Genomic DNA, 14,697 nt, shown 5'->3' with positions numbered 1-14,697 from the left:
GGTCAGCTCGCGAGCTCGCGCGCGGGCGTCCACGACCCGATCGTCGCGGTCCCGCCGCCGAGCAGGTCGAGCCCGTCCCCGACGCCGGGGATCCCGGCGAGCCCGACCACGGCCTCGGGGTCGCCCGGGTGCGGGGCCACGAGCAGCGTCGTGACGAGCGGCGGGTCGTCGGCCGTCGACCCGCCGCGCCACGAGAGCGCGGCCCAGGCGGTGGCGCCCGGAGCGAGCGTGAGCGGGGCGAGGCCGTCGTCGTCCTGCTCGAGGAGCACGTCCGTCTCCGCGCCGTCGTCGGCGACGAAGCGGACGGCGGGCGCGCCCGCGAGGACGCACTCCGCGGCGCCGTCGTTGCGGGCCGTGACGGTGAGGAACCGGCGCCCCGCCGCGGCGTCGAACCCCAGCGCACCGAGCGCGAGGTCGTCGGGCGCGCACGCGCCCGCGGGGCGCGTCCCGGTCGTCGGGGCGGCGGCTCCCGCGACGAACCCGGAGCGCGTCGCGGACGCGCCGCCGTCGGTCGAGCCGTGGACCTGGTAAGCGAGCGGCGGGCCGGCGTACGCGGCGTCGTCGAGCACGCGCGCGACGACGGCCGCGTCGCCCGAGGTGATCACCGTGAGCAGGGGGTCCTGCGGGAACGTGTCGCGGACGGCGTCGTGCACGACCTGCGTCACGCCGGGCTCCGCGGCGACGCCGGCCAGGAGCGTGAGCAGGGCGTCGTCGGGGACGGTGAGCCCGTCGCCGTCGTAGGTGCCGACGCCCGAGCCCTCGACGCCGAGGCTCGTCAGCCCGCGGCCCTCGGCGCGCACGAGCGCGGCGGCCGCGACGAGGTCGCCGGCCGCGCGGACGTCGACCGACGCAGACCCGGGGGAGAGGAACACGTGCCGCACGGGGTCGTGGGCGACGAGGCGCACCGCGTCGGCGACGGCGTCGGTCCCGAGGAGCTCGGGGCGAGGCTCCCCGGTGGCCGGGTCGACGCCGCGGTCGGTGTCCGCGCCCGGACCGTGCGCGACGGCGAGCGTCCCGCCGCCCGCGCCCGTGCCCTCGACGCGGAGCGACCAGGCACCACCGCCGGGCACGGCGGCGACGATCGCGCTCGCGTCGTCGGTGGTGCGCTGCGCCTCCTCGGGCGTCGGCAGCGGGCTGACCAGCGTCACGCGCGCCGACTCGCCCGCGGTCCCCAGGGCTTCCACGGCTGCGACGCCCGGCAGCGCGCGCAGCCGCGCCGCGACCGCCTCGCGGTCGCTCTCCGGAGAGGTCGGCGAGGGCGTCTCCTCGGGTGCGCCGGCCCTGGGCGCCACGGACGAGGTCGCCGGGGCGGGCTGCTCGGCGGCGGTGCGCAGCGCTGCCGGCCCGACGACGGCAGCCACCACCGCGAGGACGCCGCCCACGCCCGCGGCGGCCACCGCGACGAGGGGGCCGCGCCGTCGTCGCGCCCGTGGCGGGGTCGTCCCCGCGACGGGGTCGGTGCGGGGCTCGGGGGAGGGCGTGCCGTCGTCGTCCACGGCCGTGACCGTACCGGCCGGCGCGACGGCGCGGGGTGGCGCGCCGACGTCCTCCCCACGGTCCGCCCGGCGTCTTCACCGTGCCGGGACAGGTACGACCCGACCCGGGGCCGGTCACGGCGGGGAACCGGTCTTTTCGGCGCATCGCCGGACGAGCCGGGCGCGCAGGGGCCTCGTGCTTTTACCAGGACTCCTGCTGACGGGCAACATCTGGCATGATCCGGCCATGACAGTGCGGACGGCTGCGGAGCTCGCTGCGGTCGACGACCCGGCGTGGCCGACGCTCTCGCGCATGCTGGGTCGCGGCGGCGTCGAGGTCGTGCCCGCACCCGCCTGGTCGCTCGAGGTCCTCTACCGGCTCCAGGTCACCGTCCGCTCGACCCTCGGCGCCCTCGCCCTGCACACCGGCGGGGTCCTCGTCGACGGCGGCTGGCTCCGGATCATCGGCGGGGGCGGGGCCGGGCTGCCGGACCTCGCGACCGTCAACGGCCTCGGGGAGCCGGGCGAGGACAGCGTCGCGCCGTCCGTCCTCGTCGTCGCGTACGACGTGCTCGGCGGCACGTTCGCGATCAACGGCGGCGGGCTCCCCGGCCCGCTCGGGAACGTCCACTACTTCGCGCCCGGCTCGCTCTCGTGGCTCGACCTCGGGTTCGGCCAGGCCGCGTTCCTCGAGTGGTCCGTGAGCGGGGGGACCGCCGAGTTCTACGCGCCCGTGCGCTGGCCCGGCTGGTACGACGAGATCGGCACCGTGCGCCTCGACGAGGGGCTGAGCGTCTACCCGCCCCTGTGGTCGGAGGAAGGGCGCGACGTCGCCCGGTCGTCGCGCACGCCCGTCCCGCTCGGCGAGCTCGTGGACTGGCACTTCGAGATGGCCGAGCGCATGGCCCCGGTCGACGACTACGTGCGCGACGCCGACGAGCACCTCGACGGCTACGGCGGCTGGCCCGCCGACGGCTACCGTCACTGACCCCCGGTCACGGGAGGTCCTCGCCGAGGAGGCTCGCGGGCACCGTGCTCAGCTTGTCGGGGTTGCGCACCACGTCGATCGCGGCCACGCGCCCCTCGTCCACGGTGAAGGCGATCACCGTGAGCACCCCGGACCCGTCGCGCAGGAGCAGCCCGGGCGCGCCGTTGACGTCGACGCGGCGCATCGCCTCGGGCGGCGTGCGCAGGTAGCTGAGCAGGACGGGACCCGCCGTCCCCGCCCCGCGCACGGTGTGCCGCAGCGCGCGGACCTTGCCGCCGCCGTCGCCCCGCAGCACGACGTCGGGGTCGAGCACCGCGAGCAGGGCCGGCAGGTCGGCGGCGGAGCAGGCCGCGACGAACGCCTCGACGACGCGGGCCTGCTCGGCGCGCGTCGCGGTCCCGCGCGGCCGCCCCGCCTCCACGTCCTTGCGGGCGCGCGCCGCGAGCTGGCGGACGGCGGCGGGCGAGCGCCCGACGACGTCGCCCACCTCGTCGAAGGGCAGCCCGAACACGTCGTGGAGCACGAACGCGACGCGCTGCGCGGGGGAGAGGCGCTCGAGCACGACGAGCAGGGCCATGCTCACCTCCTCGTCGAGCGTCACGCGGTCGGCCGGGTCCGCCACGTCGACGGCGCTCGCGGCGACCGGCGAGGCGGCGCCCGGGGTCGTCACGACCGGCTCCGGGAGCCACGTCCCGACGTACCGCTCGCGGCGTGCCCGCGCGCTCCCGAGCACGTCGAGCGCGAGCCGCCCGACCGTCGTCGTGAGCCAGGCCGCGAGGTTGCGGATCGCGCCCGCGTCCTGGGTGCGCAGCCGCAGCCACGCGTCCTGGACGCAGTCCTCGGCGTCGGACCAGGAGCCGGTGGTCGTGTAGGCGAGGCGCAGGAGGCGCGGGCGCTCGGCCTCGAACGCGCGCGCGAGGTCGTCCGCGGCCTGGCCGGTCATCGCACCGCCGCCCGCTCGGCGCGCTGCGCGGCGAGCCAGTCCCGGAACGTCGTGGTGCCGCGGACGTCGGGGAGCGGGTCGGTGAGGCCGCCGGCGCGCAGCGCGCGACCGAGCGCGCCGGGGAGCGGCACCCGCACGGGGAGGGCGCGCGAGCCGGTCGCGGCGCGCCAGGCGCGCGCCGCGTCGCGCAGGTCGAGCACCTCGGGACCTGCGACGGTCGTGGTGCCGCCGAGCGGGTCGCGCACGGCGGCGTCCGCGACCGCGACGCCCGCCTCGGCGGCGGCGACCGGCTGGACCGGGGCGCGCAGCAGGGGCACGACGCCCCGGCGCGCCGCGGCCCCGAGCGTCGCGGCGACGAGCTCGTGGAACTGGGTCGCCGCGACGACGGTCCACGGCACGCCCCCGTCCGTGACCTCGCGCTCCTGCGCGACCTTGGCGGCGTAGTAGGCCATCGGCACATCGTGGCACCCCACCACCGACACGAGCACGTGGTGCCGCACCCCGGCGTCGCGCTCTGCGGCGAGCAGGCGCCGCGTCCCGTCGACGACCGCCGCGCGCACGTGCCGCAGGGACGTCGCGGTGCTGCTCGCGTCGACCACGACGTCGACGCCGTCGAGCGCGGCGGCGAGGCCCGCGCCCGTCGTCAGGTCGACGGGGTGCTCCCGCGCGTGCCTGCTCAGCGCCCGCACCTCGTGGCCGCGCGCGGCCAGCTCCGCCACGACGTGCCGACCGACGGTCCCCGTCCCACCCACCACGGCGATCCTCATGCCCGGACGACGACGCGGCGCCCCGCGATGTGACATCGCGACGCGGGTCAGGGGCGCGAGGAGAGTTGTATACAAGTGCGCAGAGGCTGTGGCACGATGGCCGGGTGACGACGACGCCCGAGCTGCGCGCCGCCGTCGGGCAGGCCATGACGGCGCCCGGCGACGCGGGCCTCGCACGCCGCCAGTCGGGGGCCCGCGCGGTCTACGACCTCCTGCGCGGCCGCATCATCGACGGCTCCCTCGCGCCCGACGCGCGGCTCACCGAGCCCGTGCTCTCCGCCGAGCTCGGCGTGTCGCGGACCCCGGTGCGCGAGGCGCTGCGGCTGCTCCAGGCCGAGGCGCTCGTCGTCGAGCTGCCGACCGGGGGAGTGCGCGTCGCGCCCCTCGACCTCGCCGACGCGCGGCGCGTCTACGACGTGCGCGCCCGCCTCGAGGGCCTCCTCGCCCGGGACGCGTGCGAGCGCGCCACGCCCGACGACGTCGCGCGGCTCGCGCGCCTCGTGACGCTCATGGACGCGGTCCGCGACCACGAGGACGAGGTGCTGCGCATCGGCGCCCAGTTCCACGGCGAGATCGAGGCGCTCGCCGACAACCGCTGGGGCTCCGCGCTCCTGCGCCAGATCCGCGGCCACGTGGACCGGTACCGCGCGCTCGCCGCGCGCCGCCGCGTCGGCACCACCGACCACGTCGACGAGCACCGCGCCGTCGCCGACGCGATCGCGAGCCGCGACGCCGCCGCCACCGAGGCGGCGATGCGCGCCCACATCGAGCGCAGCGCCGCCCTCGCCGAGCAGTCGCTGCGCGGCGCGGGGCCGACGACCGACGACCTCCCCTGACCACCGCCCACCGCACGACGGAGACACCGATGCCGTACACCCACCACCTGCGCGTCTACCCCAGCGCGGAGCCGCTCGACCGCACCGACCAGCTCGCGTGGAAGCTCGCCGAGCTCGCGACCGACCCCGTCGAGGTCACGCCCGAGGTCGTCGACATGGTGATCAACCGCGTCATCGACAACGCGGCCGTCGCCGCGGCCAGCCTCACGCGCGGCCCGGCCGTCGCGGCGCGCGGCCAGGCGCTCGCGCACCCGTACACGCCGGGCGCGACGGTGTTCGGCTGCGACCTCGCGACCCGCACGAGCCCCGAGTGGGCGGCCTGGGCGAACGGCGTCGCGGTGCGCGAGCTCGACTTCCACGACACGTTCCTCGCCGCCGAGTACTCCCACCCGGGCGACAACATCCCGCCGATCCTCGCCGTCGCGCAGCACGCCGGGTCCGACGGCGCCGCGGTCGTCCGCGCGATCGCGACCGGCTACGAGGTCCAGGTCGACCTCGTGCGCGCGATCAGCCTGCACCGGCACAAGATCGACCACGTCGCGCACCTCGGGCCGTCGGCCGCCGCGGGCATCGGGACGCTGCTCGGCCTCGACACCGAGACGGTGTTCCAGGCGATCGGCCAGGCCCTGCACACGACGACGGCCACGCGCCAGTCCCGCAAGGGCCAGATCTCCACGTGGAAGGCGCACGCCCCGGCGTTCGCGGGCAAGGTCGCGGTCGAGGCCGTCGACCGGGCGATGCGCGGGCAGACGTCGCCCGAGCCGATCTACGAGGGCGAGGACGGCGTCGTCGCGTGGCTGCTCGACGGCCCGGACGCGGCGTACGACGTCGTGCTCCCGGCCCCGGGCGAGCCCAAGACCGCGATCCTCGACACGTACACCAAGGAGCACTCCGCGGAGTACCAGTCGCAGGCGCTCATCGACCTCGCGCGGGCCCTGCACGACGAGCACCCGTGGCTCGCCGACCCCGAGAACGTCGCGTCGATCGTCATCCACACGAGCCACCACACCCACTACGTCATCGGCTCGGGCGCGAACGACCCGCAGAAGTACGACCCGACGGCGTCGCGCGAGACGCTCGACCACTCGATCCCCTACATCTTCGCGGTCGCGCTGCAGGACGGCGGCTGGCACCACGTCGACTCGTACGCCCCGGAGCGCGCGGGCCGCCCCGACACCGTCGCGCTGTGGGCCAAGGTCACGACGGCGGAGGACCCCGAGTGGACGCGCCGCTACCACTCGACCGACCCGGCCGAGAAGGCGTTCGGCGGGCGCGTGGAGATCGAGCTGGCCGACGGCGGCCGCCTCGTCCGCGAGATCGCCGTCGCCGACGCGCACCCGCTCGGGGCGCGGCCGTTCGGCCGCGAGCAGTACGTGAAGAAGTTCCGCACGCTCGCCGCGGGCGTCCTCGAGGACGCCGAGATCGAGCGCTTCCTCGACCTCGCGCAGCGGCTCCCGGAGCTCACTCCCGCGGAGGTGCGCGAGCTGACGATCGTCGGGCGGCCCGGGCTCCTCGACTCCGTCCCGACCCCGACAGGCCTGTTCGAGCTGGGGCGCGACGACGCCGGCGAGGCGCCCGCCGCGTTCGAGGGCGAGGGCTTCACCATGCACGAGGCGGACGCCACGACCGAGGGAGAGGCCCGCTGATGCTGTACAGCCAGGTGACGCCGTCGGACAAGCGGCGCGCGTTCCGCGCGGCGCTCGACGCCGCGGCGACCACGGGGGAGCCGCTGCGGCTCCCCGGCGCGTTCAACCCGCTGTCCGCACGCCTGGTCCAGGACAAGGGCTTCGAGGGCGTGTACGTGTCGGGGGCCGTGCTGTCGGCGGACCTCGGCCTGCCCGACATCGGCCTCACGACCCTCACGGAGGTCGCGGGGCGCTCGCAGCAGATCGCGCGCGTGACCGACCTGCCCGCGCTCGTCGACGCCGACACCGGCTTCGGCGAGCCGATGAACGTCGCGCGCACCGTCCAGGCGCTCGAGGACGCGGGCGTCGCGGGCGCGCACGTCGAGGACCAGGTCAACCCCAAGCGGTGCGGCCACCTCGACGGCAAGGAGGTCGTCGGGCTCGACGAGGCGGCGAAGCGCGTGCGTGCGGCGGCCGACGCGCGCCGCGACCCCGGCTTCCTCATCATGGCGCGCACCGACGTCCGCGGCACGATCCCCGGCGACGCGGGGCTGCGCGCCGCGATCGACCGCGCCAAGGCGCTCGTCGACGCGGGCGCCGACGCGATCTTCCCCGAGGCGATGAAGGACCTGTCGGAGTTCGAGGCCGTCGCGTCGGCCGTGGACGTGCCCGTGCTCGCCAACATGACCGAGTTCGGCAAGTCCGAGCTCTTCACGCGCCGCCAGCTCGGCGACGCGGGCGTGCGGCTGATCATCTACCCCGTCACGCTCCTGCGGGTCGCGATGGGCGCCGCCGAGCGCGCGCTCGACGAGATCGCCGCGACCGGCACGCAGGCGGGGCAGGTCGAGGGCATGCAGACGCGCGCGCGCCTCTACGAGCTGCTCGACTACGCCGCCTACAACACCTTCGACGAGGGCATCTTCACCTACCGGCCCTGACGACCGGCCGGTGCCGCGCGCCCGTGGGGCCGCGGCACCGGCATCTCCCCGCGACCCGTGCTGCACGAAGGAGTGACCGCATGACCACCACCGCACCGACCGCCGACGCGCCCGAGATCCGCAAGGGCCTCGCGGGCGTCGTCGTCGACGTCACCGCGATCTCGAAGGTCAACCCCGAGACGAACTCGCTCCTGTACCGCGGCTACCCGGTCCAGGACCTCGCCGCGCGCCGCAGCTTCGAGGAGGTCGCGTACCTCCTGTGGCACGGCGAGCTGCCCACGCCGGACCAGCTCGCCGAGCAGACCGCCGTCGAGCGGGCGCACCGCGCGCTGCCCGGCCACGTGCGCAACGCGATCCTCGAGCTCCCGACGACGTGCCACCCCATGGACGTCGTCCGCACCGCCGTCTCCCAGCTCGGCGCGCACGACCCCGACGCCGAGGACTCCTCGCCCGAGGCCGAGCAGGCCAAGGCGGTCCGCCTGTGGGCCGTGCTGCCCGCCGCCGTCGCGCTCGACCAGCGCCGTCGGCGCGGCCTCCAGCTCGTCGAGCCGCGCGACGACCTCTCCTACGCCGAGAACTTCCTGTGGATGACGTTCGGCGAGGAGCCCGAGCCCGCCGTCGTGCGCGCGTTCGAGGTGTCGATGGTGCTGTACGCCGAGCACTCGTTCAACGCGTCCACCTTCACGGCGCGGGTCATCACGTCCACGCTGTCCGACCTGCACTCCGCCGTGACCGGCGCCGTGGGCGCGCTCAAGGGTCCGCTGCACGGTGGCGCGAACGAGGCCGTCATGGCGACGTTCGCCGAGATCGGCACCGCCGACCGCGCCGCGGCGTGGCTCGACGACGCGCTCGCCCACAAGCGCAAGATCATGGGCTTCGGGCACCGCGTCTACAAGCACGGCGACTCGCGCGTCCCCACCATGCGGGCGACGCTCGACGACCTCGTCGAGCACTACGGCCGCCCGGACGTCCTCGAGCTCTACACCGCGCTCGAGACCGCGATGACCGAGCGGAAGAACATCCTGCCGAACCTCGACTACCCGGCCGGCCCGGCCTACCACCTCATGGGCTTCGACACCCCGATGTTCACGCCGCTGTTCGTCGCGTCGCGCGTCGTCGGCTGGACCGCCCACGTCATGGAGCAGCGCGCCGCCAACGCCCTCATCCGCCCGCTCAGCCAGTACGTCGGCTCGCCCGAGCGCGCCCTCCCCTGACGCGCAGCCCTTCCCGCCGAACATGCGGTTGCTGCTCGCTCCGGGTCCCGGACGGGCGGCAACCGCATGTTCGCCGAGCGCAGCGGGGAGTCAGTGGACGAAGGAGTCCAGCTCGGCGCGGTCGACGGCGTCGCGGTGGATCAGTGCCTTGACGTCCTCCATGCGGTCCCAGACGTTGACGGCCATGCCGGCCTCGACGCGGCCGTCCTTGACCCAGAACGCGACGAGCCCGCGGTCGGGGACGGAGCCGGAGACCACGACCTCGTCGTAGGCATCGGGACCGGCGACGAAGCCGAGGTACTCCATGCCGACGTCGTACTGGTCGGAGAAGAAGTAGGGCAGCTCGAGGTAGGGGTCGGTCGCACCGAGCATCGCGCGCGCGGCGTGCGGGCCCTGGTGGAGCGCGGTCGCCCAGTGCTCGACGCGCAGCGACCGCCCGTAGCGCGCCGAGGGCACGCTCGCGACGTCACCCGCGACGAAGACGTCGGGGTCGGTGGTCTGGAGCGTCGCGGACGCGACGACGCCGCCTGTCACCGAGTCGAGGGCGAGCCCGGCGTCCCGCGCGAGCCCGACGTTCGGGACCGCGCCCACGGCGACGAGCACGAGGTCCGCGTCGACGTGGGTGCCGTCGGCGAGGTCCACTCCCGTCGCCCGACGACCGTCGCCGGAGATGCCCATGACCTGCGCACGGCGGTGGAGGTGCACCCCGTGGTCGGTGTGGACCTGCCCGTACAGCTCGCCCATCTCGGGTCCCAGCACGCGCTCGAGCGGGTGGGTGCCGAGCCCCATCACGGTGACGTCGAGGCCGAGCGTGCGGGCGGACGCCGCGACCTCCAGCCCGATCCAGCCGTCGCCGACGACGGCGAGCCGCCCGACGCCGTCGTCCCGTGCCGCCCGCAGCGCGCCGGACAGGGCGTCGCTGTCGTCGAGCGTGCGGAGCTCGTGGACGCCGTCCAGGTCGCCGCCGGGCAGGGGAATCCGGCGGGGGTCCGAGCCGGTCGCGAGCAGCAGCTTCTCGTACGACAGCGCGCGGCCGTCGTCGAGCGTCACGCCCCGCCCGGCGAGGTCGAGGGACGTCGCCGTGGTCCCGGTGAGGACCTCGACGTCGTGCTCGGCATACCAGTCCGCCGCAAGCGGGAACACGGCGTCACGCTCGGCCTCACCGCGCAGGTAGTCCTTGGACAGCGGCGGGCGCTCGTACGGGCGGTGCGGCTCGCGCGCGACGACGGTGATCCCGCCGTCGTAGCCCTCCGCGCGCAGCGTCTCGACCGCCTTCGCCGCGGCGAGCCCTCCTCCGACGACGACGTGACGTCCAGCGCTCATGGCGACCTCCGCGGTGGTTCGGGACAGCGGACGGCCTCAGTCTCGCGCGAACCGGGGCGCGCCGCCGGGGGAGCAGCGGGTGGGAGAACGACGAGAGGCCCGGGATCCTTCGCGGATCCCGGGCCTCTCGGCTGGTCGGGGTGACAGGATTTGAACCTGCGACCTCTTCGTCCCGAACGAAGCGCGCTACCAAGCTGCGCCACACCCCGGTTGCTCGTCCACGTGACGGTCCGACGGGAAGATCCCCGTCTTCCCCGCGGGAAGCCTGCCCAGAATAGCCGACGAAGTGCCGTGCCACGAAACCCGATCCCCGTGACCCCGACGACACCCGCCACCGACCGCCCTCGGCGGAGGGGTGGGGCGTCGTCGTCAGCGCGTCGTCAGGGTGAGGAGCGTCGCCTCGGGGCGGCACGCGAACCGGATCGGCGCGAACGGGGACGTGCCTGCGCCGGCGGAGACGTGCAGCCACGTCGAGTCCTCGCCGCCCTCGGCGTCGGGGCGGGGGCCCGGCCAGCCGTGCAGGCCCTTGGCCCGCTTGCGGTCGATGTCGCAGTTGGTCACGAGCGCACCGAACCCGGGGACGCAGAGCTGCCCGCCGTGGGTGTGGCCCGCGAGGACGAGCTCCGCGCCGTCGTCGTGCATCTGGTCCAGGACCCGCCGGTACGGCGCGTGCGTGACCCCGAGCCGGAGCACGCCGCCCTCCGGCGGAGCGGCCGGGGCCTGCGACTCGGGCGCGGGGAAGACGTCGCGGTCGAGGTGCGGGTCGTCGACGCCCACGAGGTCGAGGCGGACGCCGCCCACGTCGAGGACGTCCCGACGGTTCGTGAGGTCGACCCACCCGGCGTCGCGCATCGCGCCGGCCATCTCGGCCGCGGGCAGGAGGCGGGCCTGCGACGCGAACGGCAGCCGCGCGTCGGGCAGGAGGTAGCGCGCCGGGTTCTTCGGGACCGGAGCGAAATAGTCGTTCGAGCCCAGGACGAACGCGCCGGGCACCGCCAGGAGCGGGGCGAGCGCGTCGAGCAGCGGCTCGAGCGCGTCGACGTGCGCGAGGTTGTCCCCGGTGTCGACGACGAGGTCGGGCTCGAGCTCGGCGAGCGACCGCACCCACTCGATCTTGCGTCGCTGGGTCGGGACGAGGTGCAGGTCGGAGACGTGCAGCACCCGCAGGTCGCGCGACCCGGGCGGCAGCACGGGGACGGTCGCCTCACGGAGCGTGAAGAGCTTCGTCTCCACGTGCGCGTACGCGACGCCCGCCACGCCGACGGCGGCCAGCGCCCCCAGCCCGCGCAGGGCCCGGCGCGCCCCGTCGGCGCTCAGCCGTTCCCCCCGCCGTCGAGGCCCTCCAGCCACGCGCCGAGGTCGCTCTCGCGGCCCGCGCCGTTGCTGCGGTCGCCGCGGTCGCCCCGGCCGCCGCCGGCCTCGCTGTCGGGCTGGTTGTCGTCGGGCTCGTCGCCGCCCGGCTGCTGACCGCCCTGGTCACCGCCGTCCTGGCCGCCCTCGGGCGTCGACGGGGTGCGCGGCGGAGGCTTGGGGGCGTTGACGCGGCCCCAGTCCGGCTCGGCGAACCCGGGTGCCGGCTGGCCGGCGAGGATCTGGTTCATGTAGTCGCGCCACGTCGGGGCGGCGAGGCTCGACCCGTACCAGTACGGACGCGTCTTGCCGTTGATGGTGAAGCGGCCGTTCATCTCGACGTCGTTCTCGGCGTTGCCGATCCACACGGCCGTGGCGACCTGCGGCGTGTAGCCGATGAACCACGTGTGCTTGTTGAGGTTCGCGGTACCGGTCTTGCCCGCGGCCGGCCGGCCGTCGGCGAGCGCGTTGCCGCGGCCGGAGCCCTGGGTGAGCACCTGCTGGAGCGCGTACGTGACGGTGTTGGCGACCGCGGGGTCGATCGCCCCGGGCTGGCAGTTCGCCGACGGGACGGGCAGCTCCTCGCCGTCGCCCGCGACCACCTTCGTGATCGCGATCGGCTGGCAGTACGTGCCGCCCGCGGCGAACGTCGCGTACGCGGCGGCCATGTGCATCGGCGACGAGTTCTGGGTGCCGAGGATCATCGACGGCACGATCTCGATGTCGGTCTTGTCCTTCGACGACGGCGTGAAACCGGCCGCCTTCGCGGTGTCCGCGACGCCGCAGAGGTCGAGCTGGGAGGCGATGGTCGTGTAGGCCGTGTTGACCGAGTTGTAGGTCGCCTTGAGCACCGTCATCGAGCCGCTGCCCGGGCCGTCGGAGTTCGCGGGCGTCCACGGGTCGTTGCCGAGACGCTTGCAGCTCGCGCGGAAGTCCCGGCTGCCGATCCAGGTGCGCTTGTTCGCGTTGACCGTGTCGTAGAGCGAGTGCCCCTCCTTGAGCCACTCGGCGAGGACGAACGGCTTCCAGGTGGAGCCGGGCGAGAACCCGCGCGAGCCGCCGTGCGCCTCGTCGGTGCTGTAGTTCACGGCCGTCGTGTTGGGGGCGGGGTCCTGCGTGTTGTCGAACGCGCGGTTCTGCGCCATCGCGAGGATCTTGCCGGTCCCCGGCTCGATCGACACGATCGCGTCCTCGATCTGGCTCGGGTCGTCCGCCGGGACCGCAGCCGCCGCGTGCTGCTCCGCGGCCGCCTGCATGTTCGGGTCGAGCGTCGTGTAGATGTCCAGCCCGCCGCGGTACAGCAGCGCCTCGCGCTCGGCCTTCGTCTCGCCGAACACCGGGTCCGACATGATGACCTTCGTGACGTAGTCGCAGAAGAACGCCGAACCGCCGGACGCCTGGCAGCCCGCCTCGAGCGGCTGGATGGCGAGCGTGTCCGCGATGGGGGTGGCCAGCCCGGCGTCGTACTCCTCCTTGGTGATGTACCCCTGCTGGTACATCGTGTTGAGGACGACGTTGCGGCGGTTCTGGGCCTTCTCCGGGTCGGCCGTCGGGTCGTACGTGGACGGCGCCTTGGTGATGCCGGCGATCGTGGCCGCCTGGAGGTAGTTCAGGTCCTTCGCCGAGACGCCGAAGTAGTGCCGTGCCGCCGTCTCGACGCCGTACACGGAGCGCCCGAACTGCGCGATGTTGAGGTAGCCCTGGAGGATCTCCTCCTTGCCCATCTTCTTCTCGAGCGAGATGGCGAGCTTCGCCTCGCGCGCCTTGCGCCCGAGCGTGTCGGCCTTGGCCTCGTGCTGCGCCATGACGTCGCCGTCGCGCACGGCCTGCTCGATGAGGACGTTCTTCACGTACTGCTGCGTCAGGGTCGATGCGCCCTGCGTCGAGCCGCCCGTGAGGTTGTTGACGAACGCGCGCGGGATGCCCTCGACGTCGACCCCGCCGTGCTCCCAGAAGCGCTTGTCCTCGATCGCGATGACCGCGTTCTTCATGGGCTCGGAGACCTGGTCCAGCGGGACGACGATGCGGTTCTCCGTGTAGAACGTCGCGAGCCGCGTGGTGCCGTCGTTCGCGTAGATGCGCGACTGCTCGGACAGGGGGCCCGGCTCGAGGTCGGCCGGCAGCTCGTCGAACACCTCGACGGCGGTGTCCGTCGCCGTGTTCGCCCCGGCGGCGAGCGGCACGAGGAGCCCGGCCGCGAGCACGCCGCCGACACCGGAGACCAGCACGAACGCCAGGAAGAGGGCGACGAGCTGGTACGCGTTGATCTGCCGGCCGCGAGGACGCACAGGGGAAGCCATGGTGCCAACCCTACGGGAGCAACCCCGGGAGAGGCCCGGAGAGCCGCCTCTCCCGGGTGTGCGGGTTGTGTAAGCATCCCGGGACGGCGCGCCCGTCCGGCCGCGCCGCCGCCCGCACCGTCCGACTACGCTCGCCCCATGGCAACCACGTGGGAGTACGCGACCATCCCCCTCATCATCCACAACACGAAGGCCGTCCTCGACCAGTGGGGCTCCGACGGCTGGGAGCTCGTCCAGGTCGTGACCGGCCCGGACGGCAACGGCCTCGTCGCCTACCTCAAGCGCCCCACCGGGGAGAAGTAGTGGCGGGCGTCCCCGCCGGGACGGTCGCCGCGCGCCTCGCGGAGCTCGGGATCACCCTGCCGCGGGTGGCGGCGCCGGTCGCCGCCTACGTCCCCGCGGTGCGCACCGGCCGGTACGTCCACACCTCGGGCCAGCTCCCGTTCGTCGACGGCGCGCTGCTCGCGACGGGCAAGGTGGGCGACGGCGAGGGCCTCGTCGCACCCGCCGACGCCGCGGACCTCGCGCGGGTGTGCGCGCTCAACGCGCTCGCGGCCGTGCACGACGTCGTCGGGAACCTCGACGACGTCGTCCGGGTGGTCAAGGTGGTCGGTTTCGTGGCGAGCGACCCGTCGTTCACGGGCCAGCCCGGCGTCGTGAACGGTGCGAGCACCGTCCTCGGCGAGATCTTCGGCGAGGCGGGGGTGCACGCCCGCAGCGCCGTCGGCGTCGCGGTCCTGCCGCTCGACGCCCCGGTCGAGGTGGAGCTCGTCGTCGAGCTGGCGGACTAGCCCGCAACGCCCGCACGAGAACGGGGTCGGGGGGGGCCGCCGGGGGGGGGCGGGGGGCCCCCCCCCCCCCCGGCGGCCCCCCCCGCCGGGGCCGACGGCGCGCGGGGCCACCGCCGGGGGGGGCCCCCGGGGGGGACCGGGCCGCGG

At 75.1% G+C, this 14,697-nt stretch carries 12 protein-coding genes, 1 tRNA gene and 1 pseudogene; 7 read left to right on the top strand and 7 right to left on the bottom strand.

The features are described from left to right. Positions 1-2: 2 nt before the first annotated feature. Positions 3-1,496, bottom strand: a complete 1,494-nt coding sequence (locus ABIE39_RS18200; RefSeq protein ID WP_354052946.1) for a DUF4232 domain-containing protein — start codon at positions 1,494-1,496, stop codon at positions 3-5. Positions 1,497-1,722: 226 nt separating this feature from the next. Here ABIE39_RS18200 and ABIE39_RS18195 point away from each other — a divergent pair, with 226 nt between their 5' ends. Further along, positions 1,723-2,463 (top strand): DUF2625 family protein, encoded by a 741-nt coding sequence (locus tag ABIE39_RS18195; RefSeq protein ID WP_209828612.1) that lies wholly within the window; start codon positions 1,723-1,725, stop codon positions 2,461-2,463. Between the two features lie 7 nt (positions 2,464-2,470). On the opposite strand, the gene sigJ is transcribed toward ABIE39_RS18195, so the two are convergent. Next, the gene (gene sigJ, locus ABIE39_RS18190) at positions 2,471-3,406 is read right to left on the bottom strand and encodes an RNA polymerase sigma factor SigJ (protein WP_354052944.1); all 936 of its coding nucleotides are present in this window, start codon (positions 3,404-3,406) and stop codon (positions 2,471-2,473) included. Then, positions 3,403-4,173, bottom strand: coding sequence for an SDR family oxidoreductase (locus tag ABIE39_RS18185; RefSeq protein WP_354052943.1), 771 nt, complete (start codon positions 4,171-4,173; stop codon positions 3,403-3,405). Before ABIE39_RS18185 ends, sigJ begins: the two co-directional genes overlap by 4 nt. 104 nt (positions 4,174-4,277) lie before the next feature. Here ABIE39_RS18185 and ABIE39_RS18180 point away from each other — a divergent pair, with 104 nt between their 5' ends. The 4 genes and pseudogenes from ABIE39_RS18180 to ABIE39_RS18165 all read left to right on the top strand — a co-directional run bounded on the left by ABIE39_RS18180 (position 4,278) and on the right by ABIE39_RS18165 (position 8,786). Next, positions 4,278-5,009, top strand: coding sequence for a GntR family transcriptional regulator (locus ABIE39_RS18180; RefSeq protein ID WP_354052941.1), 732 nt, complete (start codon positions 4,278-4,280; stop codon positions 5,007-5,009). 29 nt (positions 5,010-5,038) lie between these two features. Continuing rightward, positions 5,039-6,553: pseudogene (locus ABIE39_RS18175) on the top strand (MmgE/PrpD family protein); the annotation flags it as partial. 101 nt (positions 6,554-6,654) lie between these two features. Then, on the top strand, positions 6,655-7,572 hold the full coding sequence (gene prpB, locus ABIE39_RS18170) for a methylisocitrate lyase (protein ID WP_108047790.1): 918 nt from the start codon (positions 6,655-6,657) through the stop codon (positions 7,570-7,572). An 80-nt stretch (positions 7,573-7,652) separates the two neighbouring features. Further along, a complete protein-coding gene (locus ABIE39_RS18165; RefSeq protein WP_354052939.1) occupies positions 7,653-8,786 on the top strand; it encodes a bifunctional 2-methylcitrate synthase/citrate synthase in 1,134 nt (377 codons plus the stop codon). Between the two features lie 90 nt (positions 8,787-8,876). On the opposite strand, the gene ABIE39_RS18160 is transcribed toward ABIE39_RS18165, so the two are convergent. The 4 genes from ABIE39_RS18160 to ABIE39_RS18145 form a co-directional block, all read right to left on the bottom strand. After that, positions 8,877-10,109 carry an NAD(P)/FAD-dependent oxidoreductase gene (locus tag ABIE39_RS18160; protein WP_209828598.1) on the bottom strand — a complete coding sequence of 411 codons (1,233 nt, stop codon included), beginning with the start codon at positions 10,107-10,109 and terminating at the stop codon, positions 8,877-8,879. Positions 10,110-10,241: 132 nt separating this feature from the next. After that, a tRNA-Pro gene (locus ABIE39_RS18155) sits at positions 10,242-10,318 on the bottom strand. Positions 10,319-10,478: 160 nt separating this feature from the next. After that, the gene (locus ABIE39_RS18150) at positions 10,479-11,459 is read right to left on the bottom strand and encodes a metallophosphoesterase (RefSeq protein ID WP_502914899.1); all 981 of its coding nucleotides are present in this window, start codon (positions 11,457-11,459) and stop codon (positions 10,479-10,481) included. Next, complete coding sequence (locus ABIE39_RS18145; protein WP_354052937.1) at positions 11,423-13,759, bottom strand: transglycosylase domain-containing protein; 2,337 nt, start codon at positions 13,757-13,759, stop codon at positions 11,423-11,425. Before ABIE39_RS18145 ends, ABIE39_RS18150 begins: the two co-directional genes overlap by 37 nt. A 138-nt stretch (positions 13,760-13,897) precedes the next feature. On the opposite strand from ABIE39_RS18145, the gene sp36 reads away from it, so the two are divergent. Both sp36 and ABIE39_RS18135 read left to right on the top strand, forming a co-directional pair. Next, a complete protein-coding gene (gene sp36, locus ABIE39_RS18140) occupies positions 13,898-14,062 on the top strand; it encodes a Sp36 family protein (protein ID WP_021481786.1) in 165 nt (54 codons plus the stop codon). Further along, positions 14,062-14,550, top strand: a complete 489-nt coding sequence (locus ABIE39_RS18135) for a RidA family protein (protein ID WP_085387318.1) — start codon at positions 14,062-14,064, stop codon at positions 14,548-14,550. The genes sp36 and ABIE39_RS18135 overlap by 1 nt, the downstream gene beginning before the upstream one ends. The last annotated feature ends 147 nt before the right edge of the window (positions 14,551-14,697 follow it).

Origin of the sequence: Cellulosimicrobium sp. 4261, assembly GCF_040546915.1 — a bacterium.
Classification (GTDB): Bacteria; Actinomycetota; Actinomycetes; order Actinomycetales; family Cellulomonadaceae; genus Cellulosimicrobium; species Cellulosimicrobium cinnabarinum.
The sequence above is the reverse complement of the archived record's forward strand: the minus strand, read 5'-3'. Positions and strand labels throughout refer to the sequence as shown.

Coding starts and splice junctions, on each gene's coding strand:
- ABIE39_RS18195 (WP_209828612.1), top strand. CDS start 1,723: ATGACAGTGCGGACGGCTGCGGAGCTCGCTGCGGTCGACGACCCGGCG.
- sigJ (WP_354052944.1), bottom strand. CDS start 3,406: ATGACCGGCCAGGCCGCGGACGACCTCGCGCGCGCGTTCGAGGCCGAG.
- ABIE39_RS18185 (WP_354052943.1), bottom strand. CDS start 4,173: ATGAGGATCGCCGTGGTGGGTGGGACGGGGACCGTCGGTCGGCACGTC.
- prpB (WP_108047790.1), top strand. CDS start 6,655: ATGCTGTACAGCCAGGTGACGCCGTCGGACAAGCGGCGCGCGTTCCGC.
- ABIE39_RS18165 (WP_354052939.1), top strand. CDS start 7,653: ATGACCACCACCGCACCGACCGCCGACGCGCCCGAGATCCGCAAGGGC.
- ABIE39_RS18160 (WP_209828598.1), bottom strand. CDS start 10,109: ATGAGCGCTGGACGTCACGTCGTCGTCGGAGGAGGGCTCGCCGCGGCG.
- ABIE39_RS18145 (WP_354052937.1), bottom strand. CDS start 13,759: ATGGCTTCCCCTGTGCGTCCTCGCGGCCGGCAGATCAACGCGTACCAG.
- sp36 (WP_021481786.1), top strand. CDS start 13,898: ATGGCAACCACGTGGGAGTACGCGACCATCCCCCTCATCATCCACAAC.